Origin of the sequence: Achromobacter sp. 413638, from assembly GCF_043119405.1 — a bacterium.
GTDB lineage: Bacteria > Pseudomonadota > Gammaproteobacteria > Burkholderiales > Burkholderiaceae_B > Achromobacter.
In genome coordinates this window covers 1-23,161 of sequence record NZ_JBICCO010000064.1, presented here as the reverse complement: position 1 = coordinate 23,161, position 23,161 = coordinate 1, and the positions used below count along the sequence as shown (strand labels likewise).

General features: G+C 67.0%; 17 protein-coding genes. 13 read left to right on the top strand and 4 right to left on the bottom strand.

Annotated elements, in window-relative coordinates; genetic code table 11:
• The first annotated feature begins 2 nt into the window (after window positions 1-2).
• The 7 genes from ACEU5R_RS22395 (at window position 3) to ACEU5R_RS22365 (ending at window position 5,952) form a co-directional block, all read left to right on the top strand.
• Window positions 3-689 carry a pilus assembly protein gene (locus tag ACEU5R_RS22395; RefSeq protein WP_392411720.1) on the top strand — a complete coding sequence of 229 codons (687 nt, stop codon included), beginning with the start codon at window positions 3-5 and terminating at the stop codon, window positions 687-689.
• 24 nt (window positions 690-713) lie between these two features.
• The gene (locus tag ACEU5R_RS22390; RefSeq protein WP_392411718.1) at window positions 714-1,742 is read left to right on the top strand and encodes a hypothetical protein; all 1,029 of its coding nucleotides are present in this window, start codon (window positions 714-716) and stop codon (window positions 1,740-1,742) included.
• Between the two features lie 37 nt (window positions 1,743-1,779).
• A complete protein-coding gene (locus tag ACEU5R_RS22385) occupies window positions 1,780-2,232 on the top strand; it encodes a hypothetical protein (protein WP_392411717.1) in 453 nt (150 codons plus the stop codon).
• Between the two features lie 36 nt (window positions 2,233-2,268).
• The gene (locus ACEU5R_RS22380) at window positions 2,269-3,291 is read left to right on the top strand and encodes a hypothetical protein (RefSeq protein ID WP_392411714.1); all 1,023 of its coding nucleotides are present in this window, start codon (window positions 2,269-2,271) and stop codon (window positions 3,289-3,291) included.
• A gap of 293 nt (window positions 3,292-3,584) precedes the next feature.
• Complete coding sequence (locus ACEU5R_RS22375) at window positions 3,585-4,586, top strand: hypothetical protein (RefSeq protein WP_392411712.1); 1,002 nt, start codon at window positions 3,585-3,587, stop codon at window positions 4,584-4,586.
• Window positions 4,587-4,632: 46 nt separating this feature from the next.
• Window positions 4,633-5,259, top strand: a complete 627-nt coding sequence (locus ACEU5R_RS22370; protein ID WP_392411711.1) for a hypothetical protein — start codon at window positions 4,633-4,635, stop codon at window positions 5,257-5,259.
• Between the two features lie 42 nt (window positions 5,260-5,301).
• Window positions 5,302-5,952 (top strand): hypothetical protein, encoded by a 651-nt coding sequence (locus ACEU5R_RS22365; RefSeq protein ID WP_392411709.1) that lies wholly within the window; start codon window positions 5,302-5,304, stop codon window positions 5,950-5,952.
• 1 nt (window position 5,953) lies between these two features.
• Here ACEU5R_RS22365 and ACEU5R_RS22360 read toward each other — a convergent pair whose 3' ends face one another.
• Window positions 5,954-7,939: a phosphocholine-specific phospholipase C gene (locus ACEU5R_RS22360; RefSeq protein WP_392411708.1), complete on the bottom strand. Its 1,986-nt coding sequence runs from the start codon at window positions 7,937-7,939 to the stop codon at window positions 5,954-5,956.
• A gap of 212 nt (window positions 7,940-8,151) precedes the next feature.
• Here ACEU5R_RS22360 and ACEU5R_RS22355 point away from each other — a divergent pair, with 212 nt between their 5' ends.
• A complete protein-coding gene (locus ACEU5R_RS22355; protein ID WP_392411706.1) occupies window positions 8,152-8,628 on the top strand; it encodes a hypothetical protein in 477 nt (158 codons plus the stop codon).
• A 91-nt stretch (window positions 8,629-8,719) separates the two neighbouring features.
• On the opposite strand, the gene ACEU5R_RS22350 is transcribed toward ACEU5R_RS22355, so the two are convergent.
• The gene (locus tag ACEU5R_RS22350; protein WP_103273613.1) at window positions 8,720-8,992 is read right to left on the bottom strand and encodes an oxidative damage protection protein; all 273 of its coding nucleotides are present in this window, start codon (window positions 8,990-8,992) and stop codon (window positions 8,720-8,722) included.
• Between the two features lie 172 nt (window positions 8,993-9,164).
• On the bottom strand, window positions 9,165-10,523 hold the full coding sequence (argA, locus tag ACEU5R_RS22345; protein ID WP_103273614.1) for an amino-acid N-acetyltransferase: 1,359 nt from the start codon (window positions 10,521-10,523) through the stop codon (window positions 9,165-9,167).
• Between the two features lie 262 nt (window positions 10,524-10,785).
• Between argA and hrpA the strand changes: the two genes are divergently transcribed.
• The 3 genes from hrpA to ACEU5R_RS22330 all read left to right on the top strand — a co-directional run bounded on the left by hrpA (window position 10,786) and on the right by ACEU5R_RS22330 (window position 18,214).
• Complete coding sequence (hrpA, locus tag ACEU5R_RS22340) at window positions 10,786-14,835, top strand: ATP-dependent RNA helicase HrpA (RefSeq protein ID WP_392411704.1); 4,050 nt, start codon at window positions 10,786-10,788, stop codon at window positions 14,833-14,835.
• 338 nt (window positions 14,836-15,173) lie between these two features.
• Window positions 15,174-16,907, top strand: a complete 1,734-nt coding sequence (locus tag ACEU5R_RS22335; protein WP_392411702.1) for an ABC transporter permease — start codon at window positions 15,174-15,176, stop codon at window positions 16,905-16,907.
• Between the two features lie 8 nt (window positions 16,908-16,915).
• Window positions 16,916-18,214, top strand: a complete 1,299-nt coding sequence (locus ACEU5R_RS22330; RefSeq protein ID WP_103273617.1) for a nitrate/sulfonate/bicarbonate ABC transporter ATP-binding protein — start codon at window positions 16,916-16,918, stop codon at window positions 18,212-18,214.
• Window positions 18,215-18,287: 73 nt separating this feature from the next.
• Here ACEU5R_RS22330 and lpxO read toward each other — a convergent pair whose 3' ends face one another.
• A complete protein-coding gene (gene lpxO / locus ACEU5R_RS22325) occupies window positions 18,288-19,187 on the bottom strand; it encodes a lipid A hydroxylase LpxO (RefSeq protein WP_392411700.1) in 900 nt (299 codons plus the stop codon).
• 128 nt (window positions 19,188-19,315) lie between these two features.
• Between lpxO and dnaE the strand changes: the two genes are divergently transcribed.
• Both dnaE and ACEU5R_RS22315 read left to right on the top strand, forming a co-directional pair.
• Window positions 19,316-22,807 carry a DNA polymerase III subunit alpha gene (dnaE, locus tag ACEU5R_RS22320; RefSeq protein WP_103273619.1) on the top strand — a complete coding sequence of 1,164 codons (3,492 nt, stop codon included), beginning with the start codon at window positions 19,316-19,318 and terminating at the stop codon, window positions 22,805-22,807.
• The coding region (locus ACEU5R_RS22315) for a glycosyltransferase (protein ID WP_392411698.1) at window positions 22,807-23,161 on the top strand (355 nt) is incomplete at its 3' end. The genes dnaE and ACEU5R_RS22315, both read left to right, overlap by 1 nt.

Genomic DNA, 23,161 nt, shown 5'->3' with positions numbered 1-23,161 from the left:
AGATGACGCCACGATCGATTTTCTTTCTTGCCCTGGCAGCCTTCATGGCGCTGCCGGCCGCGCGCCAGGCGCGCGCCGAGGGCGAACTCATGGTGATGCCGGCCAGCCTGCAGGTCGTGCCCGGGCACGACTACGCGGTGACGGTCAAGAACGTGGGCGATGGCCCGCTGTACCTGAACATCGCGCTGCAACAGGTGATGAACCCCGGCATGGAGCACGAGCGCAAGGTGCCGCTGAGCGAGATCGAGCGCCCCGGCCTGCTGGCCCATCCCGACCGCTTGTCGCTGGGTCCGGGGCAGTCGCGCAAGATCGCGCTCAAGTCGCTGGTCGAGCCCACTGCCGAGGCGCTGTACCGCCTGTACGTGATCCCGGCGAAGGTCATGCAGGTGGAGCAGGCGCCGCAGGACAAGATCACCGCGCCGATGTCGGTGGCGATCGGCTACGGGGTGCTGGTGCGCCACATGCCGCCGGTGGCCAAGCAGACCACGGGCTGGACGCACCGTTGCGAGGGGCGTGAGATGGTGCTGGAGACCACGGGCAATGTGCGCGTGGTGCTGCCGGATGCGCAGGCGGGCAAGTCCGCCACGGCGCGGAGTCTGGCCTTGTTCCCTGGGGTGCCGCAGCGCATCGCGGATGGCAGCCTGCGCTGGACCGAGAGCGGTGCCTCGCGCTCGCTCGAGTGCGGCTGATAGCGGGGCCGTCGGGATATCACGATGGAACACTTCAGCGGCATGCTCGCGCGCTCGATACGATGGCTTCCCCTGGCGGCGCTGGTCTTGGCATGCTTGCTGGATGCCGGCGCCTCGGCCCGGGCCTGGCCAGCGGTCTGGCCCACGGATTCAGCCGACGTGACCGACGCCGGTGCGTATTCGAATTGCAGTTACTTCGAAGACGCCACCAGAGCCAACATAACAGTGGACGTCAAGTTCAGAGGGGCCGCCGGCAATGTGGCCGGCAAGACTTTCATGAGCAGGGGCCTGCTGTTCCATTCCTACGACGCGCAGGGCAGGTTGAAGGTCATTGCCGGCAATACGAGTGGGGCGCTCAACGGCGTAGAGGGCAATGGGGCCCATACGGGCGGCAACTACCGTCTGTTTCACGCCATCGGTTCCAGGGATCCCTGGACCAACGCCAATCAGTTCACCGCAAAGGTCGTGATCACCGTTCCGCTCGCCCTGATTGCCGATTGGCCGGCGCTTGCCATCTATCCCGTCAACACGACCATCGACCAGACCGTGGTGTTGCCGAGAGCCGGCGCGGTGTACATCGGCAAGGGCACCAAGGGATGCCAGGTCATTACCGACCATACCAAGCCGCCGCCGCCGGCGGAGGTGACCGAGATCAAGGTCAGCGCGCCCGATTGGGATCTGGGCGAGCTTGCGCGCGGCAAGGAAACCAGCCGGACATTCGCCAATCCCAATGAGCAACTCTGTTTCACCTACGCGTCGAAGTACATCGGCTTCGAGAAGTACTTGATCAGCGCCAACAACCGCAATGGCGAAGATCTGGGCAAGTATCTGCTGGTCAATGCCGATGACGCTACGCAGACCGTTCCCTACACCCTTGGCCTGGTCGGTCCAAGGGAAACCGTGTCCCTGCCCAGCGCGACCCCGATCCAGTTCACGCTGAGCAAGGATGGCAGAACCTGTTTGAACGCCACGTTCAAGGCCTGGGCCAGCGACCAGGTCAAGGGCGGGGATTTTAGCGATGTGCTTACATTCACCATCACCACTCAGTCCTAGGCGCGTCCTGAAGGCGCGCTGGATCGGCCGCGCGGCGATGCTGGCCGCATTGCTGTGCTGCGCGCTGGCGCCGGCGGCGGGCATGGCCGCTGGCGTGCTCAAGCTGTCGCATGCCGAAATCTGGCTGCGCGGCGATGGCCGGACCAGCCGCCTGTATGCCGAGAATGCCGGCGATACCACGCTGTATCTGGATGTGGAGCAGCGCCTGCTGCGCAATCCCGGCGAGCAGCCCGAGGAATTGACGCCAATTGGCGAGGTGCGCAATCCGACGCTGCTGGTGGCGCCCGTGCGCCTGGCGCTGGCGCCGGGGCAGCGCGCGCCGATCACGTTGAAGGAGCTGGCGCGCCCGGACAGTCCGCAGGTCTGGCGGGTGACGTTCCGGCCCCGGGAAAAGCTGCTGATGGAACCGGATCCGACCCAGGCGATGGCTGCGCCGCTGGTGGTGAGCATCGGCTACGGCGTGTTGATTTATCAAGTGCCGACGCCCTGATCGTTGATGTCGTTGTTATCGAAGGAGCTCGCATTCATGAAACCCGGAGTTTTCCCGCGATTCACGTGGCGCGCCGTCGCGCGCAGCAGTTTGTGGGCGGTCTTGCTGGCGGCGCTGTGCTTGTTCGCGGGTCGGTCGGCATGGGCTGCCACTTACGCTGCCGACGTTATCGACGGCAGCTACCGCGACTGCCGCATAATCTGGAGCGGCGATCGGCTTACCGTCAGCTTCACCGTTGATTTCAAGGCCGCGTCCGGGAATATGGCTGGCAGGACGTTCTTGTCCCGGGGGATAGCCATTTATGCATACGATGCAGCGGCCAAGCCGATGATCCCGGCGGCTACTATCGTGGCGATCAATGGCACTCAACGCAGCAACACGACCACAGTCGGCGACTTCACGATGGCGTTTGCGGTTCCAGCCTACCCTAGAGATCACTGGATGAATGCCGGGGCATTCACCGCCAAGGTCAGTGCCGATTTATACATGGGCACGTCGAACTACTGGCCGGCCGTCTCGGTGCAGGCGGCGAATGTGACAACGGGTAGTTGGGATTCCGTGCTCTCAAGAACCGGCGCGCTGTACATCGGCCCGAACATGTCGGGCTGCCGAACCATCGATCCGACCAAGCCGCCGCCATCGCCGGTCACCACCGAGATCAAAGTCACGGCGCCGGACTGGGACCTGGGTGAATTGGAGCGGGGCAAGGAAACGACGCGGACCTTCGTCACCGACGCGCAGCGGCTGTGCCTTGCCTATGACGCCAAGTACATCGAATACGACAAATACCTGATCAGCGTAAGCAACCTCAATGGCGTGGCCGATAACAAGTTCCTGCTGGTGAATGCGGCGGATGGCAGCGAGACGGTTCCGTATACGCTGAGTTTCACGGGGGGCGGCGCGCCGATGGCGTTGCCCAGTATCAATGGACTGCCGTTGACGTTGGGCAAGAGCGGGCGGACGTGCCTGACGCCCACGTTCAAGGCATGGGCCGATGCCAAGATCAAGGGCGGCGATTTCAGCGATGCGCTTACGTTCACCATCACGACCCAACCCTAGGCGTTCGAGGGCGCACGCGACTCGCGGTCTGGCGGTGCCCGTGGGCCTGGCGCTGGGGCAGCGCGCGCATATCACGATAAAGAACCCGGCGAGCCCGGGAATGGCGAGGTAGAAAGGAAAATGAACTTATCTCGCGGCGCCATCTGGCGTCCACTAATGGCGGTTTTTCTGGCCGTGCCTGGGCTGGGCGCGTGTCCGGCAATGGCTATGGCGCAGCGGGCCTTACCCTTGCTTGAGGGCTGCCATGCCTATTGCGGCATGCCGCCGCCATGCTTTCATCGAGGGGAATGCCTGTGAAATCAATCCGCAAAGTCATCATGCGCTGTTCGATGCCGGGCTTGTTGGCCGTGTTGTGGCTATGCACGGGCCGGGTGGCTTGGGCAGCCTCCTATGCCGAGGTCATCGACGGTACCTATGAAAATTGCAGCCTTGTGCAATCTGGCGACAGGGTAGCGGCTTCCTTTACCGTCAGGTTCCAGGCCGCGTCTGGAAATATTGGCAACTCACTTTACTTTATGTCGAGGGGCTTGGCAGTATTCTTTTTCGATGAAAAAGGCAATAGAAAGCGCTCGGACGGGACGGTGGCAGTAACGATGAATGGCATGAACCCAACCAACAGCCTTACTGAGTTCAATTCCAACCACACCTACTATCGGTCGAATGTGGGCGTCGCACACTGGTCCAATGCTGGGAGATTCACTGCCACTATCAGCGCAGAGTTCGCTGCCAGCGAGCTAAACAAGTGGCCGGCCGTCGGCTTTCACGTGTCGAACGAGTCCAACCTCGATCGGTTTTATGTGCAAAAGGGGGCGCTCTACATGGCCCTCAAGCTAGGGGGGTGCCGACTCATCAAGGCGGGCGAGGCGACGCCGCCGTCGCCGGTCACGACGGAAATCACGGTTAGCGCGCCGGATTGGGACCTGGGGGAGTTGGCCCGGGGCAAGGAAACGACGCGCACGTTTGTCACCGATGAGCAGCGGCTGTGCTTTGCTTACGATCCGAAGTTCATTGAATTCGACAAGTATTTGATCAGCGCGAGCAATCGCAATGGCGTTGCCGAGAGCAAGTTCCTGCTTGCCAGCGCGGAAAATGGCAACGAGACAATTCCCTATACGTTGAGCTTGGCGGGGGGCGGCGCGCCGGTGGCGTTGCCCAGTATCAATGGATTGCCGTTGACGCTGAGCAAGAGTGGCAGGACATGCCTGACGCCCACGTTCAAGGCCTGGGCTGGCGCAACGCTCAAGAGTACGGATTTCAGCGATGTGCTTACGTTCACCATCGTTACCCAGCCCTAGGCGCGGCATTCGTCGCTTTGATATGGGAGTACATATGAGAGTATTCATGAAGACCCCGCTTTTTTCTCGGCCGGAGTCCGGCGCGTGCGCGCATTCTCCTGACGTGCCGCGCCCGTCCTATTGGCGCGTTGTGGCGATCAAGCCTCTCATTCTGGCCTGCCTGTGGGTGCTGCCCATCATGATGCCGGCGCTGGCCTTGGCCGATATCACCGTCACGGGCAAGACCTCCAGCACCATCAAGGCCTACGTCAGGCCGCTGGAATTCATCGAGGTGACCAACGAGCTGGGCGGCTGGCAGGACAACCTGGAAATGCAACAGCTGGGTGGCTGGAACACGCCCTATGAAGTGGCGCTGCGCCTGCGCGTGACGTCCTTGCCGAACAAGTTCCAGGTGCGCCTGGACGCGCCGCTGGTGCTGCAGAACGCCAAGAAGCAGGTGTTTCGCCAGCCCACGGTGACGATGGGGCCCGAAGGCGGCGCGCTCAAGCCCCTGCAGGTGGCGCAGAATGCCGAATTCGAGAACCCGGCGCCTGCTGTCGCGGGGACGAATTCCGTCGGCATGTACGCGCTCAAGGTTGCCGCCTTGCCTCCCGAAGGCGATTTCCGGGATGTCGTGGGCACGTATCAGGGCGTCTTGTCGATGACGTTCGAGGCTGTCGCCATCAAACCCTGAGGACCAGCCGCTGGCGGCGGTATTCACGATATGCCAACTCCCATGAAAGCAATCGCCTTATTGCCAAGCGCCCTCCTGGCCCTGCTGTGCAGCGCGCCGGCCTCGGCGCTGATCGATGTCTATCCCAAGGAGATCGAGGTGCGCGACGAGGCCGTGCAGGTCACGGTATCGAATCAGGGCGACCGTCCGGAGTACGTGTCGGTCTCGCTGTCGCGGCTGCTCAATCCGGGCGTGCCGCTGCGCGATGAAAAGCTGGAGCCCATTGGCCAGACGACGGCGCCGACCCTGTACGCGGCGCCGTTCCAGATGAGTCTGTCGCCAGGCCAGAGCAAGCGCATCGCGCTCAAGCCGCTGGATGGCGTGAAGGTGGAGCAGGTGTACCGGCTGGTGGTCAAGCCTGAGGTTGGAAAGATGGAAACCGGCCGTCAGCAGGTGGCCGGCATGGTGGTGGTCAACATCGCCTACAGCGCGCTGGTGCGCCAGGTGCCGGAGGACCGGGAATCCGCCATCCAGGTCGAATGCGTGGCCGAGGGCGCGCGGATCACGGCCACGGGCACGGTGCGTCATCGGGTCGAGCGCGCACAGGTGGATGGGCGCGAGATCGACGCCTTCAACGTCTACCCGGGCACGCCGAGGCTGCTGCGCGGCGCGCGCGTCGCCGTGCCCGGTCAGCCGGCCTGCGGCCCGGGCTGATTCATGCCGGCGTCGGCGTCCACGGCGCCAGCGTCCAGCCGCGCCGCAGCCTCGGATCCGGCACGCCGGGCTTGCCGGACGCGATGCGACCCGCCAGCCGGCGTCCGAAGGCCGGCATGTCCGGCACGGTGATCTCCAGGTCGTACCAGCCTTCGCAGCCGGCGTACTTGAGCTCGATCGCGCCGCCGGCCTGCACGTGCGCCACCGCGCGCCAGCCGTCGCCGATGCGCGATTCCACTTTCATGGGCTGGTGCGCCTCGCCATGGTTGATCAGCCGCAGGCGCAGGCCGGCGCTGACCGGCACCAGCTGCGCCTCGAGCAGGCCGCCGTCCCGGGCGTCGCCGCGAAATTCGCGGTGGAATCCGTCCGGGCCCAGCAGCCACAGTCCGTAGTCGCCGCGAGCCGACAGTCGCCAGCCATCGTCCAGCCGCGATCCCGCGCCCAGCGTGTAGCGCCGGGGCGGCGTGCTCAGGTCCAGGCGATCGTACACATGCAGCACGGCCCCCGCGCTGCCCGGATTGCGGAAGGTCAGGCGGTAGCTTTCGCCATCGGCCGTCATGCGGCCCACGGCTTCCAGCGCGTAGGGCAGGGCGCAGTTGCGGCGCGTCGAGATGGCGTGGCCGCCGGGCGGCTCGCCCGCGTGGTCGCGCTCGCCGCTGAAGTCCAGCGCCGAGGTCAGGTCGCCGGCGACGGCGCGGCGCCAGGCGCTGATATTGGGTTCCATGACGCCATGGCGCGCTTCCAGGAAACGGATCACCGAGGTGTGGTCGAACACCTGCGCGTTGACCCAGCCGCCCCGGCTCCAGGGCGACACCACCAGCATGGGCACGCGCGGCCCCATGCCGAAGGCGCGGCCGTGCAGGGCGGCGGGGTCGTCGGGCGTGCCGGCGCTGGGGCCGGTGCGCGCGTCGTGGTATTCGCCGTCCAGCTCCACGGTGGACAGGCCGCCCGATTGCGCGCCGTCGTTGCGCGCGGGCGGGGCCGGCGGCGGCACGTGGTCGTAGAAGCAGTCGTTCTCGTCGTAGGTGACGAAGAAGACGCAGCGGCTCCAGACCGCCGGATTGCGCGTTAGGATGTCCAGCACCCGTTCCGTGTAGGCGCCGCCGGCGCGCGGCGACGAGACTTCCGGATGCTCGGAGTCGGCGGCGGGCGCGATGATCCACGAGACCTGGGGCAGGCTGCCGGCGGCGACGTCGCGTGCCAGGTCTTGCAGCGTGCGGGTCGACAGGGCGCGCTCGCGCAGCGGCGCGTCACCGCCGGCGGCATGCGCCGCGCGGTATTGGCGAAAGCCGGCCAGGGGATTGTCGTTGAAGTTATCGGCCATGTCCTGGTAGATGCGCCAGTCCACGCCGGCCTGCTGCAGCCGTTCGGGATAGGTGGTCCAGGCATAGCCCTCGGCGGCGGGGCCGAGGCGGTCATGGGTGTTGACCAGGGCCGGGCCGCCGGCCTCGCCGCGCGGATCGTTGGCGCCGGTCCACAGGAACAGCCGGTTGGGATTGGTGCCGGCCTGCATCGAGCAGTGATAGGCCTCGCACAGCGTGAAGGCGTCGGCCAGCGCGGTCTGGAACGGCAGCTCGGCGGGGCCGTAGGCGCCCATGCCGAGACGGCCCTTGGCGGGCAGCCACTGGTCCATGCGGCCGTCGTTCCAGGCGCGCTGGGCGTCGTCCCAGGTGTGCGGCGTGATGTAGCCCACCGGCGTGTCGCTGCGATGCTCGGGCTGCAAGGCATAGGGACCGGTGCGGATGCCGTCGCCGGCCTGCGTCAGCACGTCGCCGCCGGGCGTGGGCGCGGGATGCGGATCGGCGAAGCCGCGCACGCCGGGCAGCGTGCCGAAATAGTGATCGAAGGAGCGGTTCTCCTGCATCAGGATGACGACGTGGCCCACGTCCCGGATCGTGCCGCTGCGGCGATCGGGCTCGATCGCCAGCGCGCGCTTGATGGCGTCCGGGAGGTCCTGGAAATGGGGAGAACGCGGTTCGACTTTCATGACGGCATTAATACGGCCTGCGACAGGCGAATCTTAAGGCCATCGGCGCATCGCGCCACGATGCGGCGCGCGCGTCGCGACTGATGCCGGTCAGATGTTTGCAAGTCGTTACCCTTTTCCGGGACGGCGGCGCGCGATTTCTATAGGATGGGGCCCCGCGTACCCACTATCGCGGCCCCGGATGGGGCCGTCCGCCCGCGATGCGAATCAAAGTGCTTGCCTGGTCTGTCGTGACGCTCGCCGCCGTGGTGCTGGCGATCTGGGCCGCCGCCTATGCGTGGCTGTTTTCCCAGGAGGACTACGCGCCCAAGCCCGGCACGCTGGCCTACTACGTGGGCATGTCCTCGCTGGTGCGCCATGCGCCCGTGGCGAACGCGGCCGGCGCGCCGGACTACTTCGGCTCGGTTGGCGATGGCGACAAGGCGCCGCGTTCCGAGGTGTCTTACGCGGTGTCGCCTGGCAGCGTCGATGACGCCTATGCCTCGCTGGACGCCTATTTGCAGAGCCGCGGCTTCCAGCCGCGTCCGGCCGAGGCCGCCGGCATGGTGGCGGCCGCGCTCGCGGACGGCGAGGAACTGGTGCGCCACGCCGAGTACCTGTCCGGTTCGGGCGAGCTGGTGGTGCTGGCGGTGTCCAGGACCGCCGATCCGGCGGATGGCTACCGGATCACGCTGACGCACTGGGACTGAACGACGCGCGGGGGTGACGCCGCGCAATGGAAAAGGCCCGGACCCGGCGCGATGCCGGATCCGGGCCTTTCGACACGCCTGGCGCGCGGCCTCAGGCCGAGGGCGGCACGTAGCCCTGGGCTTCGACGCTGCCGTCTTCGAACAGGAAACGTTCCATCTGCTGCTGCAGGTACTTGCGGGCGCGCGAGTCGGCCAGGTTCAGGCGGTTTTCATTGACCAGGCGCGTCTGCACCTGCTTCCACTCTTCCCAGGCTTCCTTCGAGATGCTTTGCCAGATGCGCGTGCCCAGCTCGCCGGGATAGGGCGGATAGTCCAGTCCCTCGGCTTCACGCTTCAATTTCAAACAGTTGACGGTACGGGCCATGATTTCGCTGCCGGAAAGTGACGATAACGCCGCATTTTAGTTCATGCCGGCAACGGTCATGCGAGATGCCCTCCGCATCGCAAGGTTGTCGCGATCGAGGCCGCGCGGATCCGGCTTTGCCGGTCCGCGGCGGCGCTCCCTGGAGGGGAACGCGCATGGCGCTTCCCGGGGGTCACAACTTCTTGATGAAGACCAGGCTGTTGCGCGAGCGGTTGTAGTTGTGCTGCTTTTCGCGCGGCAGGTCGGCGATGCCGCCCTGCACGAAGCCGCGCTTGATGAACCAGTGCGAGGTGCGGGTGGTCAGCACGAACAGGCGCTTGGCGCCAGCCGCGCGGGCGCGCGACTCCATGTGGCGTAGCAGGATCTCGCCTTCGCCCGAGCCCTGCCATTCCGGATGCACGATCAGGCAGGCCATCTCGGCCATCTGCTCCTCGGCGAAGTTGTGCAGCGTGGCGCAGCCGTAGATCACGCCGTCGTGCTCCAGCACGGTGAAGTTCTCGACGTCGCGCTCGATCACGCTGCGCGGGCGCGGCACCAGCGTGCCGTCGGCTTCCAGCGGCTCGATCAGGCTCAGGATGGCGCCGACGTCGTCGATGGTGGCCGGGCGCAGGTCGTCCAGCGTGTCCTCGACCACCATGGTGCCCACGCCGTCGTGGGTGAAGATCTCCAGCAGCACGCTGCCGTCCAGCGAGAAGGGCAGCAGGTGCGAGCGGGCCACGCCGCGCTTGACCGCCAGCGAGGCGAATTGCAGGAAGTAGCTGGTTTCCTCGTCCAGCGTGCCGGCGGCCAGCAGCGCGTCGGCGTCCACGCGCGCCAGCTCGGTGTCGGGCGTGCCGTCGTCGTTCAGCACGCCGTGCGAGCTGGACAGGAAGATGAGTTTCTCGGCGCGCAGCGCCACGGCCACGCTGGTGGCCAGGTCTTCCATCGCCAGGTTGAAGGCGTCGCCCGTGGGCGAGAAACCCAGCGGCGACAGCAGCACCACCGACGAACCCTTCTCGATGGCGAACTTCAGCGCGTCCACGTCGATCTTGCGGACCTGGCCGGTGTGCTTGTAGTCCACGCCGTCCAGCACGCCGGTGGGGCGGGCCGTGACGAAGTTGCCCGAGATGACCCGGATGTGCGAGTGCGACATGGGCGTGTTGGGCAGGCCCTGGCTGAACGCGGCCTCGATGTCCAGGCGGATCTCGCCGGCGGCTTCCTTGGCGCATTCCAGCGCGGCGGCGTCGGTGGGCGACAGGCCGCGATCGAACTGCTGGGTATAGCCCTTCAGGCGCAGCTGCTCATTGACCTGCGGACGCGAGCCGTGCACCAGCACCAGGCGGATGCCCAGCGCGGACAGCAGCGACAGATCCTGCACCAGCGTGTTCAGCGCGCCGGCCTGCACCAGCTCGCCGCCGAACGCCACCACGAACGTCTTGCCTCGGAACGCATGCACATAGGGCGCCACCTCTCGGAACCATCGGACGAATTGGGCGGGCGCGAATTCGGGGGCTTCGAGGGCGGAGACGGTGTCTGGTTCCAGGTCGGGCATGATGGGTGGTGAGGTTCCTGATATATGGGACGGGCGCGGCGCCTGGCCGCGCCATGGCGCCGTCCGCGCGGGGGCCCCGGCATCGGGGGCGGCCTGCCGCGCGGGCGGCGTGGCGAAATTATATGACTGCCGGGGCCGGCGGGCAGCGGAAAAATCGCCCGCGCCCCGCCGGGGTTTCGCCGGGGCGCGCCGGCCGGCGGCCCAGGCGGGGCGCGGGACGCCGTGGAAATTTATAATGCCCGGCTAACCGGATAAATCCCACATGTCTGAATCATCCCGTCCGCGCGCGCCGCAAGCGGCCCGTGGCCCCGGCAGCCCCGACGCGCCCGCGTCCGGCGGCGCCCGTCCCGCGCGCGCGCCGCGCGCCGAGCGCGGCGAACGTACAGAACGCACCGAACGCACCGAACGCACCGAACGCACCGAACGCACCGAACGCACCGAACGCACCGAACGCGCCGCGCCGGCGGACCGTCCCGAGCGGCCCATTCCCGTCGTCACCTATCCCGAGGATCTGCCCGTCAGCGCCCGGCGGCAGGAGATCGCGCGCGCCATCGCGGCCCATCAGGTCGTGATCGTCAGCGGCGAGACCGGCTCGGGCAAGACCACGCAGCTGCCCAAGATCTGCCTGGAACTGGGACGCGGCCGCCGCAAGATGATCGGCCACACCCAGCCGCGCCGCCTGGCCGCGACCTCGGTGGCCAAGCGCATCGCCGAGGAACTGAACACGCCGATGGGCGAGGTGGTCGGCTACCAGGTGCGCTTCAATGACCGCACCGGCCCCAACGCGGCCATCAAGCTGATGACCGACGGCATCCTGCTGGCCGAGTCGCAGCGCGACCCGCTGCTGCGCCGCTACGACACCATCATCATCGACGAGGCGCACGAGCGCAGCCTCAACATCGATTTCCTGCTGGGCTACCTGAAGCAGCTGCTGCCGAGGCGGCCGGACCTGAAGGTCATCATCACCTCGGCCACCATCGACGCCGAACGCTTCGCGCGCCATTTCGGCGCGGCCGAGGACAAGCCGGCGCCGGTGATCGAGGTGTCGGGCCGGCTGTACCCGGTCGAGCTGCGCTACCGCCCGGTGCGCCAGGAGCTGGCCGAGGACGAGGACGCGCCGGCGCCCGCGCGGTCCGGCCGCGAGCGCGACCGCGAACGCATGTCCGGCGACGAGGAGCGCGACCTGATCGACGCCATCGTCGACGCGGTCGATGAGTGCGCGCGCCACGGCCCGGGCGACGTGCTGGTGTTCCTGCCCGGCGAGCGCGAGATCCGCGAATCGGCCGAGGCGCTGCGCAAGCATCACCCGGTCGGCACCGAGGTGCTGCCGCTGTACGCGCGCCTGTCGCAGGCCGAGCAGGAGCAGATCTTCCATCCGCGCGGCAACGCGCGCCGCGTGGTGCTGGCCACCAACGTGGCCGAGACCTCGCTGACCGTGCCGGGCATCCGCTACGTGGTCGACAGCGGCCTGGCGCGGGTCAAGCGCTATTCCTGGCGCAACAAGGTCGAGCAGCTGCGCATCGAGCCGGTCAGCCGGGCCTCGGCCAATCAGCGCGCCGGCCGTTGCGGCCGGGTCGGGCCGGGCGTCTGCATCCGCCTGTACGACGAGCTGGATTTCAACGCGCGCGCGCCCTTTACCGATCCCGAAGTGCTGCGCTCGTCGCTGGCCTCGGTGATCCTGCGGATGAAGGCGCTGAAGCTGGACGACATCGAACAGTTTCCCTTCGTCGAGGCGCCGCCGGGACGCGCGGTGGCCGACGGCTATCACCTGCTGCAGGAGCTGGGCGCGATCGAGCAGTCGGCCGCCGACGATGGCGCCGAGGCCGCCTCGGGCGCGTCCTTTACGCTGACCCGCAGCGGCCAGGAGCTGGCCAAGCTGCCGGTGGACCCGCGCATTGGCCGCATGATCCTGGCCGCGCGCGACCAGCAGTGCCTGGCCGAGATGCTGATCATCGCCTCGGCCCTGTCGGTGCAGGATCCGCGCGACCGTCCCATGCAGGAGCGCGAGGCGGCCGAGGCCGCTCACGCCAAGTTCGCCGACGACAAGTCGGAGTTCATTTCCTTCCTGAAACTGTGGCGCTGGTACGGCGAGCAGGTGCAGCACAAGGGCTCGCAGCGCAAGCTGGTGGCGCTGCTGCGCCAGAATTTCCTGTCGCCGATCCGGCTGCGCGAGTGGCACGACGTGCATACCCAGCTGTCGGCGTTGGTGGGCGAGCAGGGCTGGCGCGTCAACCAGACCGAGGCCACTTTCGAGCAGCTGCACCTGGCGCTGCTGTCGGGCCTGCTGGGCAATATCGGCTTCAAGAGCGACGAGGGCGGCCACTACCAGGGCGCGCGCGAGATCCGCTTCCATATCCACCCCGGCTCGCGCCTGGTGAAGAAAGCGGGGCGCTGGGTGGTCGCGGCCGAGCTGGTGGAAACCACCCGGCTGTACGCGCGCTGCGTGGCGCGCATCGAGCCGACCTGGCTGGAACGGGTGGCCGAGCACCTGCTGCGCAAGAACTGGTCGGACCCGCGCTGGGAAAAGAAGGCCGGACAGGTGGTCGCCAACGAGCGCGCCACGCTGTACGGCCTGACCATCTATACCGGCCGGCGCATCCACTACGGCCGGGTCAACCCCAGTCACGCGCGCGAGCTGTTCATCCGTCAGGCGCTGGTGCCGGGCGAGATCGATACGCGGCTGGCCTTCGTGGCGCACAACCGCAAGCTGATCGCGGGCATCGAGAAGCTGGAGCATCAGACCCGCCGGCCGGACATCCTGGTCGACGACGAGCTGATCTACGCCTTCTATGACCGCCAGCTGCCGGCCGACATCTCGCAGACCGCGACGTTGGAAAAGTGGGTGTCCGGGCTGGACAAGGCCGCCGCCGCCAAGCTCATGCTGACGCGCGACGAGCTGATGCGCCACGAGGCCGCCGGCGTCACCACCGAGGTCTTCCCCAAGAAGGTCGAGTGGCAGGGCGTGAGCATGGCGCTGGACTACCACTTCGAGCCGGGCTCGCCGCGCGATGGCGTGACGCTGTCGGTGCCGCTGTTCGCGCTGAACCAGCTCGATCCGGCGCGCTGCGAATGGCTGGTGCCGGGCATGCTGAAGGAAAAGGTGCATCTGCTGCTCAAATCGCTGCCGCAGAAGCTGCGCCGCCATTGCGTGCCGCTGCCCGACTACGCGGCGGGATTCTACGAGCGCTGGTTCGAGCGCCTGGCCGAGCCGCCGAGCGGGCTGGTCGACGCCGTGATCGCGGACATGTGGGACCAGGTGCAGGTGCGTCCGGCCCAGGCCGACTTCAAGCTGGAGACGCTGCCGGCGCACCTGTTCATGAACTTCCGCGTGGTCGACGAGCATGGCCGCATGCTGGCCGCCGGCCGCAACCTGGCGCAGCTGCGCGCCGAGTTCGGCAAGCAGGCCCAGGCCACGTTCCAGCAGCTGGCCGCGCGCGACACCGAGGTGGCGCAGGCGCTGGCGCACGAGAACCTGACCGGCTGGACCTTCGGCCCCTTGCCCGAGATCATGGAGATCAAGCGCGGCGGGCAGTCGGTGATCGGCTATCCGGCGCTGGTGGACAAGGGCGCGCATTGCGACCTGGACGTGTTCGACGATCCGGACGAGGCGCGCAAGCATCATCGCGCCGGCCTGCTGAAGCTGTTCCGGCTGGGGCTGCGCGAGCAGGTCAAGTTCCTGGAAAAGAACCTGGCCGACCTGACCAAGATCAGCATGCTCTATATGACGCTGGGCACGCAGGAGGAATTGCGCGACCAGATCATCGACTGCGCGCTGGGCCAGGCCTGCCTGGCCGAGCCCTGGCCGGTCAACCAGCAGCAGTTCGAGGCCCGGCGCGCCGACGGCAAGGGCCGGCTGGGCCTGCTGGCCCAGGAAGTGGCGCGGCTGGCCGGCGCGGTGCTGACGGAATACGCGGCGCTGCAACGCAAGCTGCCCCAGGCCAAGCCGCACGCGGCCGCCTATGCCGACCTGCAGCAGCAGCTGGGCGCGCTGATGCCCAAGTGGTTCATCCGCGACACGCCCTATGCCCAGCTGTCGCACTATCCGCGCTATCTGAAGGCGGCGGTGGCGCGCATCGACAAGCTGCGCGCCGACCCGGCCCGTGACGCCAAGCTGGTGGCCGAGATGGCGCCGCTGCTGACGCAGTACCAGCGCGCGCGTTCGGCGCTGAAGGGCGCGCCGGATCCGCGCCTGGACGAGTTCCGCTGGCTGCTGGAAGAGCTGCGGGTGGCCCTGTTCGCCCAGGAGCTGCGCACGCCGATGCCGGTGTCGGTCAAGCGGCTGATGAAGAGCTGGGAATCCATAAAGAGATGACCCCCCCGAGCGCTGCGCGCTTCCCCCAGGGGCATGCCGACGGACCGGCAAAGCCGGCTCCGTGGCATCCCGATGGGGGAGCGTCTGTTGCTTGCGGGGCGTGAGTGTTGTGGCAGCGTGACAACCTGGGGGGCGGGCATGGTGGAAGTGGAGCGCCCAGAAGGGTTGTGGGCTCCGCGAGGTCTCGTTTTTTGGGTCGTGCGCAAGTGGGTTGAAAGTGGCTTGAAAGCAGGGTGAAATAGCCAGGAATTTCAAGCGCCGGCGTTCAGAAATGCGTCATCTGGTTATGCTTGAATGCTCGGGCTTTTCGACTCCCTCCGCCTTGGAGCCCTGCCGCCATGTTCGAGCTGTTCAGCAACCGGACCCGCCCATCGTCCCTGTCCCGCTCGGCGCCCAATCGATGGGACTGGGCCCTGCTGCCGCTGGTGCTGGCGATCCTGGCGCTGATGGCCTACGGGGCCTCGCAGATGAGCCGGCCCTTCGCCGTGGGCGAGGAACTGCCGATCTCGCTGGATCCGGTCTACCTGCCGTACTACCTGCTGCGCACCATCCTGCGCATGTTCACGGCGCTGGCGTTCTCGCTGCTGTTCAGCTTCGTCTTCGCCGCCATCGCGGCCAAGTACCGGACGGCGGAAAAAGCCATGGTCCCGATGCTGGACATCCTGCAATCGGTGCCCATCCTGGGTTTCCAGGCCATCGCCATCGCGCCCTTCATCGCGCTGTTCCCCGGCAACCTGCTGGGCGTGGAATGCGCCGCCATCTTCGCCATCTTCACCTCGCAGGCCTGGAACATGGCGTTCAGCCTGTACCAATCCATGCGCACGGTGCCGCCCGAGCTGCACGAGGCGGCGCGCGTGTTCCGGCTGTCGGGCTGGCAGCGTTTCTGGCGGCTTGAGCTGCCCTATGCCACGCCGGGCCTGCTGTGGAACATGATGATGTCCATGTCGGGCGGCTGGTTCTTCCTGGTGGCGGCCGAGGCCATTTCGGTGGCGGGCCAGGACATCAAGCTGCCCGGCATCGGTTCCTACATCGCGGTGGCCATCGAATCGGAGAACGGCGCCGCCATCGCCTGGGCCATCCTGGCCATGATGGCCGGCATCCTGCTGTACGACCAGCTGTTCTTCCGCCCGCTGCTGGCCTGGGCCGACAAGTTCCGCTTCGAGGAATCGCAGGGCGACGCCGCGCAGCAGTCCTGGCTGCTGGACTGGACCCGCCGCAGCCGCTGGATGATGGCGCTGTCGAACCGCTTCTGGGCGCGCATGCGCCGGGCGCTGGGCTGGTTCAGCGTGCCGTATGACGGCACCTCGATCCGCGCCCGCGCCAAGGCGCCCGATCCGCGCTGGTCGCGCGTCTGGGATTCGCTGCTGGCCGCCGGCGCGCTGCTGGCGACCTACAAGCTGGTGGTCTTCGTGCACGAGGACGTGGGCTGGAGCGAGGTGCTGCACGTGGTGGGCCTGGGCGGCATCACGCTCGCGCGCGTGCTGCTGCTGATCGGGCTGGCCTCGCTGTTCTGGGTGCCGGTGGCGGTCTGGATCGGGCTGCGGCCGAAGTATTCGCAGAAAGTCCAGGCCGTGGCGCAGTTCCTGGCCGCCTTCCCGGTCAACCTGCTGTTCCCGCTGGTGGTCTTCGTGATGGTGGCCTGGAAGCTGAATCCGGACATCTGGCTGAGCCCGCTGATGGTGTTCGGCACCCAGTGGTACATCCTGTTCAACGTGGTGGCGGGCGCGTCCACCATTCCCAACGAACTGCGACTGGCCTCGGCCAACCTCGGGCTGAAGGGCTGGCTGCTGTGGCGCCGGGTCTATCTGCCAGCCGTGTTCCCCAGCTTCATCACCGGCGCCATCACCGCCAGCGGCGGCTCGTGGAACGCCAGCATCGTGTCTGAGTACGTCAGCTGGGGCGACACTTCGCTGATGGCCACCGGCCTGGGCAGCTACATCAAGCAGATGACCGAGCAGGGCGACTTCCACCGCATCGCGCTGGGCATCGGCGTGATGTGCGTGTTCGTCATGCTGCTGAACCGGTTCTTCTGGCGCAAGCTCTATCTGTTGGCCCAGGACCAGGGCCGCTAGGAAACCTCATGAACGCCAATACCCTGATCGAACTGCATGATGTGGGCAAGTCCTTCCGCGCCGCCGACGGCACGGCGCGGCATGTGCTGGAGCATGTGGATTTCATCCTGCACGAAGGCGAGATCGTGGCCCTGCTGGGCAAGTCCGGCTCGGGCAAGTCCACGCTGCTGCGCATCATGGCGGGCCTGGTCAATGCCGACCAGGGCACCGTCATGTACCGGGGCCAGCCGGTGTACGGCCCGGCGGCGGGCATCTCCATGGTGTTCCAGTCCTTCGCGCTGTTTCCGTGGCTGACGGCCCAGCAGAACGTGGAGCTGGGACTGGAGGCGCAGGGCGTGGCGCCGGCCGAGCGTGCCCGCCGCGCCGACGAGGTGCTGGACCTGATCGGCCTGGGTGGCTTTGGCGGGGCGCTGCCGCGCGAGCTGTCCGGCGGCATGCGCCAGCGCGTGGGCATCGCCCGGGCGCTGGTGATGAACCCGGACGTGCTGCTGATGGACGAGGCATTCTCGGCGCTGGACGTGCTGACCGGCGAGACGCTGCGCGACGACATGCTGGAACTCTGGGACGAAAGCCGCATCTCGACCAAGGGCATCCTGATCGTCTCGCACAATATCGAGGAAGCGGTCATGATGGCCGACCGCATCATCGTGTTCGCCAGCGATCCGGGCCGCATCCGCAGCCAGGTGCAGATCGGGCTGCCCCGGCCGCGCAACCCGGATTCGGCCGAGGTGCGGGCGCTGATCGACGAGGTCTATGCGCTGATGACCTCGCGTCCGGCGCATGGCGCGCCCACGCCGCGCCAGCAGGGCCTGGGCTACCGCTTTCCGCAGACCGAGGTCGAACGCATGGAGGGCGTGCTGGACGTGCTGGCCGAGGCGCCGTTCAACGGCCGCGCCGACCTGCCCAAGCTGGCCGAGGAAGCCGAGATCTCGGACGACGACCTGCTGCCGGCCTGCGAGGCGCTGGGCCTGTTCGGCCTGGCCCAGATCGACCGGGGCGACATCTTCCTGACGCCGCTGGGGCAGCGCTACGTGCTGGCCGACCAGGGCCAGAAGCAGCTCATCTTCGGCCGCCAGCTGCTGGCGCACGTGCCGCTGGCCGCGCATATCCGCCACAGCCTGGAGCAGGAACCGACCGGCCAGCTGCCGGAAAAGAACTTCCTGGATTCGCTGGAGGAATTCCTAAAGCCCGACGAGGCCGAGCGCGTGCTGAAGATCGCGGTGGAGTGGGGGCGCTATGGCGAGATCTACGGCTACGACTACCGGACCGGCGTGCTGACGCTGCCGGAGCAGGAGCCGGCGGCCTGAGATGCCCGATCGGGGGCGCGCAAATGAAAAAAAGCCGGCGACCGCGCCGGCTTTTTTCTTCGCGCCCTGGATGTCAGAGCGCGATGAACGCCACCACCACCAGCACGATCAGGCCGTACTTGACCGCCTTGTAGGCGTTGCGGTTCCAGGCCTTGAAGGCCTTGCGCTTCTGCTCGAACACCCAGTGCGCGTGCGTCAGCTTGTTGATGGCGCCGGTCTGGTCGCCGCCGTCGTTGGGCGAGCTGGCGGCCGACATCACCACGCGGCCGAACCAGCGGTTGAAGGCCTCGGCCCAGCGCCACTTGAGCGGACGCTCGACGTCGCAGAACAGGATGATGCGGTTCTGCTGCGTCTTGTTGTAGGCCTCGTGCACATAGGTTTCGTCGAACACCACGCTTTCGCCGTCGCGCCAGCTGTAGGGTTCGCCGTCCACGATGATGTGGCAGCCGTCGTCGTTGGGCGTGGACAGGCCCAGGTGGTAACGCAGCGAGCCGGCGAAGGGGTCGCGGTGCGGGTTGAGCTGGCCGTCCGGCGGCAGCTCTGCGAACATGGCGGCCTTGACCTTGGGCAGCGTCTTGAGGATGGCCACGGTCTTGGGGCAGAGCTCCTCGGCCGAGGGGTGGCGGGCGTCATACCACTTCAGGTAGAAGCGCTTCCAGCCGTACTTGAAAAAGGAGCTGAAGCCGATGTCGTTGTGCCCGTCGGCCGCGCGGATGCGGCGCATCTCGGCCATCTGCAGCGCTTCGTCGCGGATCGTCTCCCAATTGTCATCGAGCACCTTCAGCTCGTCGATCTCGCGCGACGGCAGGTAGGGCGTGGTGGGCACGCGCGAGGCCAGCACCATGAAGGCGTTGACCGGCGCCAGCAGCACGGAGTGGTCCAGCAGCTGGCGGCTCAGCGGCAGCTTGACGCGGCCTCGGAAGTGCGCAAACAGGATGGCGGCGAGCCAGATCCCGGGAATGAGCCATTTCATACGTGAATCTCGTCCTGGAACAGGATTTCGGGTGCAAGGCGTATTGTTACACAGGGTTGCGGGGCGCCAGGATCGGGATCCCGGCGAGAAAGGGGTTTTGACCGATATGACTGGGTACAATTCCGGCCATGTCCGAAGCCGCAACAACTCCGTCCCCCTTTGTCCACCTGCGCGTCCACTCCGAGTTCTCGGTCGTCGACGGCATCGTGCGCATTCCCGACCTGATCAAGCGGGTCGCCAAGCTGGGCCAGCCGGCCGTGGCGCTGACCGACCTGTCGAACCTGTTCGGCCTGATCAAGTTCTACAAGGGCGCGCGCGGCGCCGGGATCAAGCCCATCGCCGGCTGCGACGTCTGGATCACCAACGACGACGATCGCGACAAGCCGTTCCGCCTGCTGTTGCTGGTGCGCAATCACCAGGGCTACCTGAACCTGTGCGAGCTGTTGACCCAGTCCTTCCTGGTCAACCAGGGCAAGGGTCGGGCCGAGATCCGGCGCGAATGGCTGCAGGGCCAGGAAGGCCTGATCGCCCTGTCGGGCGGGCGCATGGGCGACGTGGGCCAGGCGCTGGACGCCGGCAACGCCGTGTCGGCGCTGGCGCTGGCGCGCCAGTGGGCGCTCCTGTTTCCGGGCAGCTACTACATCGAGCTGCAGCGCGCCGGTTTCGACGGCGACGAAGCCTACACCCAGGCGGCCATGCGGCTGGCGGCCGAGGCCGGCCTGCCGGTGGTGGCCACGCATCCGGTGCAGTTCCTGGACGAGCACGAATTCCAGGCCCACGAGGCCCGCGTCTGCATCGCCGAAGGCGAGATCCTGGCCAATCCGCGCCGCGTGCGCCGCTTCACCAAGGATCAATACCTGCTCAGTTCCGAGGAAATGCACCGGCGCTACGCCGACGTGCCCTCGGCGCTGGCCAACACGGTCGAGATCGCCAAGCGCTGCAACCTGAGCCTGGTGCTGGGCAAGCCGCGCCTGCCCAACTTCCCCACGCCCGATGGCGTGTCGCTGGACGACTACCTGGTGCAGCTGTCCGAGCAGGGCCTGGAAAAGCGCCTGGCCTTCCTGTTCCCGGACGAGGCCGTGCGCGAGTCCAAGCGCGAGCAGTACTACGAACGCCTGCGCTGGGAGTGCAAGACCATCATCCAGATGGGCTTCCCGGGCTACTTCCTGATCGTGCAGGACTTCATCAACTGGGGCAAGAACAATGGCGTGCCCGTGGGCCCCGGCCGGGGCTCGGGCGCCGGCTCGCTGGTGGCCTACGCGTTGGGCATCACCGACCTGGACCCGATCCGCTATGACCTGCTGTTCGAGCGCTTCCTGAATCCGGAGCGGGTGTCCATGCCCGACTTCGATATCGACTTCTGCCAGGACAACCGCGAACGCGTCATCGACTACGTCAAGGAAAAATACGGGCGCGCGGCCGTGAGCCAGATCGCCACCTTCGGCACGCTGGGCGCCAAGGCCGTGGTGCGCGACGCCGGCCGGGTGCTGGACATGCCCTATATGTTCTGCGACGGCCTGTCCAAGCTGATCCCGTTCAACCCGATGGATCCGTGGTCGCTGGAGCGCACGCTCAAGGACGAGCCGGCCTTCAAGGAACGCTACGAGCAGGAAGAGGAAGTGCGCGGACTGGTGGACCTGGCCAAGCCGCTCGAGGGCCTGACCCGCAACATCGGCATGCACGCCGGCGGCGTGCTGATCGCGCCAGGCAAGCTGACCGACTTCTGCCCGCTGTATTGCCAGCCCGGCCAGGAAAACAGCGCGGTCTCGCAGTTCGACAAGGACGACGTCGAGGCCGCCGGCCTGGTGAAGTTCGACTTCCTGGGCCTGCGCAACCTGACCATCCTGGACTGGGCCGTGCGCTACGTGCGCCAGTTCAACGCGGACAAGCGCGACTTCGACGTGATGGCGCTGGAGCTGGACGACGCGGCGGCTTACAAGATCCTGTGCGACGCCAACACCACGGCGGTGTTCCAGCTGGAATCGCGCGGCATGAAGGAGCTGCTCAAGAAGCTGCGGCCCAACACCTTCGAAGATATCATCGCCATGCTGGCCCTGTACCGTCCGGGGCCGCTGGAATCGGGCATGGTGGACGATTTCGTCAACCGCAAGCACGGCCGCGCCTCGGTGGACTACTTCCACTCCGACCTGGAGAGCACCCTCAAGAGCACCTATGGGGTCATCGTCTACCAGGAACAGGTGATGCTGATCTCGCAGATCATCGGCGGCTACTCGCTGGGCGGCGCCGATCTGCTGCGCCGCGCCATGGGCAAGAAAAAGCCCGAGGAAATGGCCAAGCACCGCGAGCTGTTCGAGCAGGGCGCCAAGGAAAAGGGCCATGACCCGGACCTGGCGGTCAAGCTGTTCGACCTGATGGAGAAGTTCGCGGGCTACGGCTTCAACAAGTCGCACTCGGCCGCCTATGCGCTGATCTCGTACCAGACCGCCTGGCTCAAGGCGTATCACCCGACCGAGTTCCTGGCCGCCACCATGTCTTCCGACATGGACGACACCGACAAGGTGCAGATCTTCTGCCGCGACGCCCAGGACAACGGCGTCGAGGTGCTGCCGCCGGACGTGAACCACTCGGGCTACCGCTTCGAGCCGGTGGCCGACAAGCACACCGAGAAGGGTAAGCCGCCGCGCACCATGCGCTACGGCCTGGGCGCGGTCAAGGGCACGGGGCAGGGCGCGGTCGAGGAAATCCTGCGGGCGCGCAAGGAAGGCGGCCCGTTCCAGAACCTGTTCGACTTCTGCCGCCGTGTCAGCAAGCATTCGGTCAACCGGCGCACCATCGAGGCGCTGATCAAGGCGGGCGCCTTCGATGGCATCGAGCCCAACCGCGCCGCCATGCTGGCCTCGGTGCCCACGGCCATGGAAGCGGCCGAGCAGGCCGCGCGCAGCGCCAACCAGGCTTCGCTGTTCGGCGACGACAGCGGCGACGTGGTGGCCGGCGAGCTGGCCAAGGTCGCGCCCTGGGACCTGCACAAGAAGCTCACCGAGGAAAAATCGGCGCTGGGCTACTACTACAGCGGCCACCTGTTCGACGCCTGGCGCGACGAAGTGCGCCGCATCGTGCCCATGCAGCTGGCGCGCCTGGAGCCGCAGCGCGACCTGCAATGGATGTGCGGCGTGCTGGCCGGCGTGCGCACCATGATGACGCGCCGGGGCAAGATGGTGTTCGCCGTGCTGGACGACGGCACCGCCCAGGTCGAGATCTCGGTGTTCAACGAACTCTACGAAAAGCACCGCAACCGGCTGCGCGAGGACCAGCTCATCATCGTGCAGGGCAAAGTCAGCAACGACGATTATTCCGGCGGCATGCGCATCGTGGCCGACCAGTTGTATGACCTGCAGCTGGCGCGCGAGGCGCGCGCCAAGTCGCTGCGCGTCAAGCTCAACGGCGGCGCCGACGCCGCGCGGCTGCGGCAGCTGCTCAATCCGTTCCGCGCCGAGCCCGAGAACGGCATCCCCGGGGTGCCGGTCGATATCGTCTACACCAAGAACAATTTCCTGTGCACGGTCCGGCTGGGCGAGGAATGGCGCGTGCGCATGGCCGACGCGCTGTTCGAGAACCTGAACGCCTGGACCAAGCCCGACGGCGTCGAGGTCACCTACTGATGCGTAAGCTGCGTATCGTCCACTCCGAAGCCGCCACCAGCTTCGGCGGCCAGGAAGGCCGCATCTTCAAGGAAATGAATGCCATGCGCGCGCGCGGGCATCATGTCGAGGCCATCTGCCAGCCGCAGGCGCTGCTGGCCACGCGCCTGTCCGAGGCCGGTTTCACCGTGCACACGCTGGAAATGGACGGCCCGCTCAATTACCTGAAGGGCGTGGCCATCATTCGCGGCATTCTGCGGGCGGGCCGTTTCGACGTGCTCAACACGCACAGCCGGCGCGATACCGTGATCGCGGCGGCGGCCGGCCGGCTGGCCGGCACGCCGCTGATCGTGCGCACGCCGCATCTGTACAACA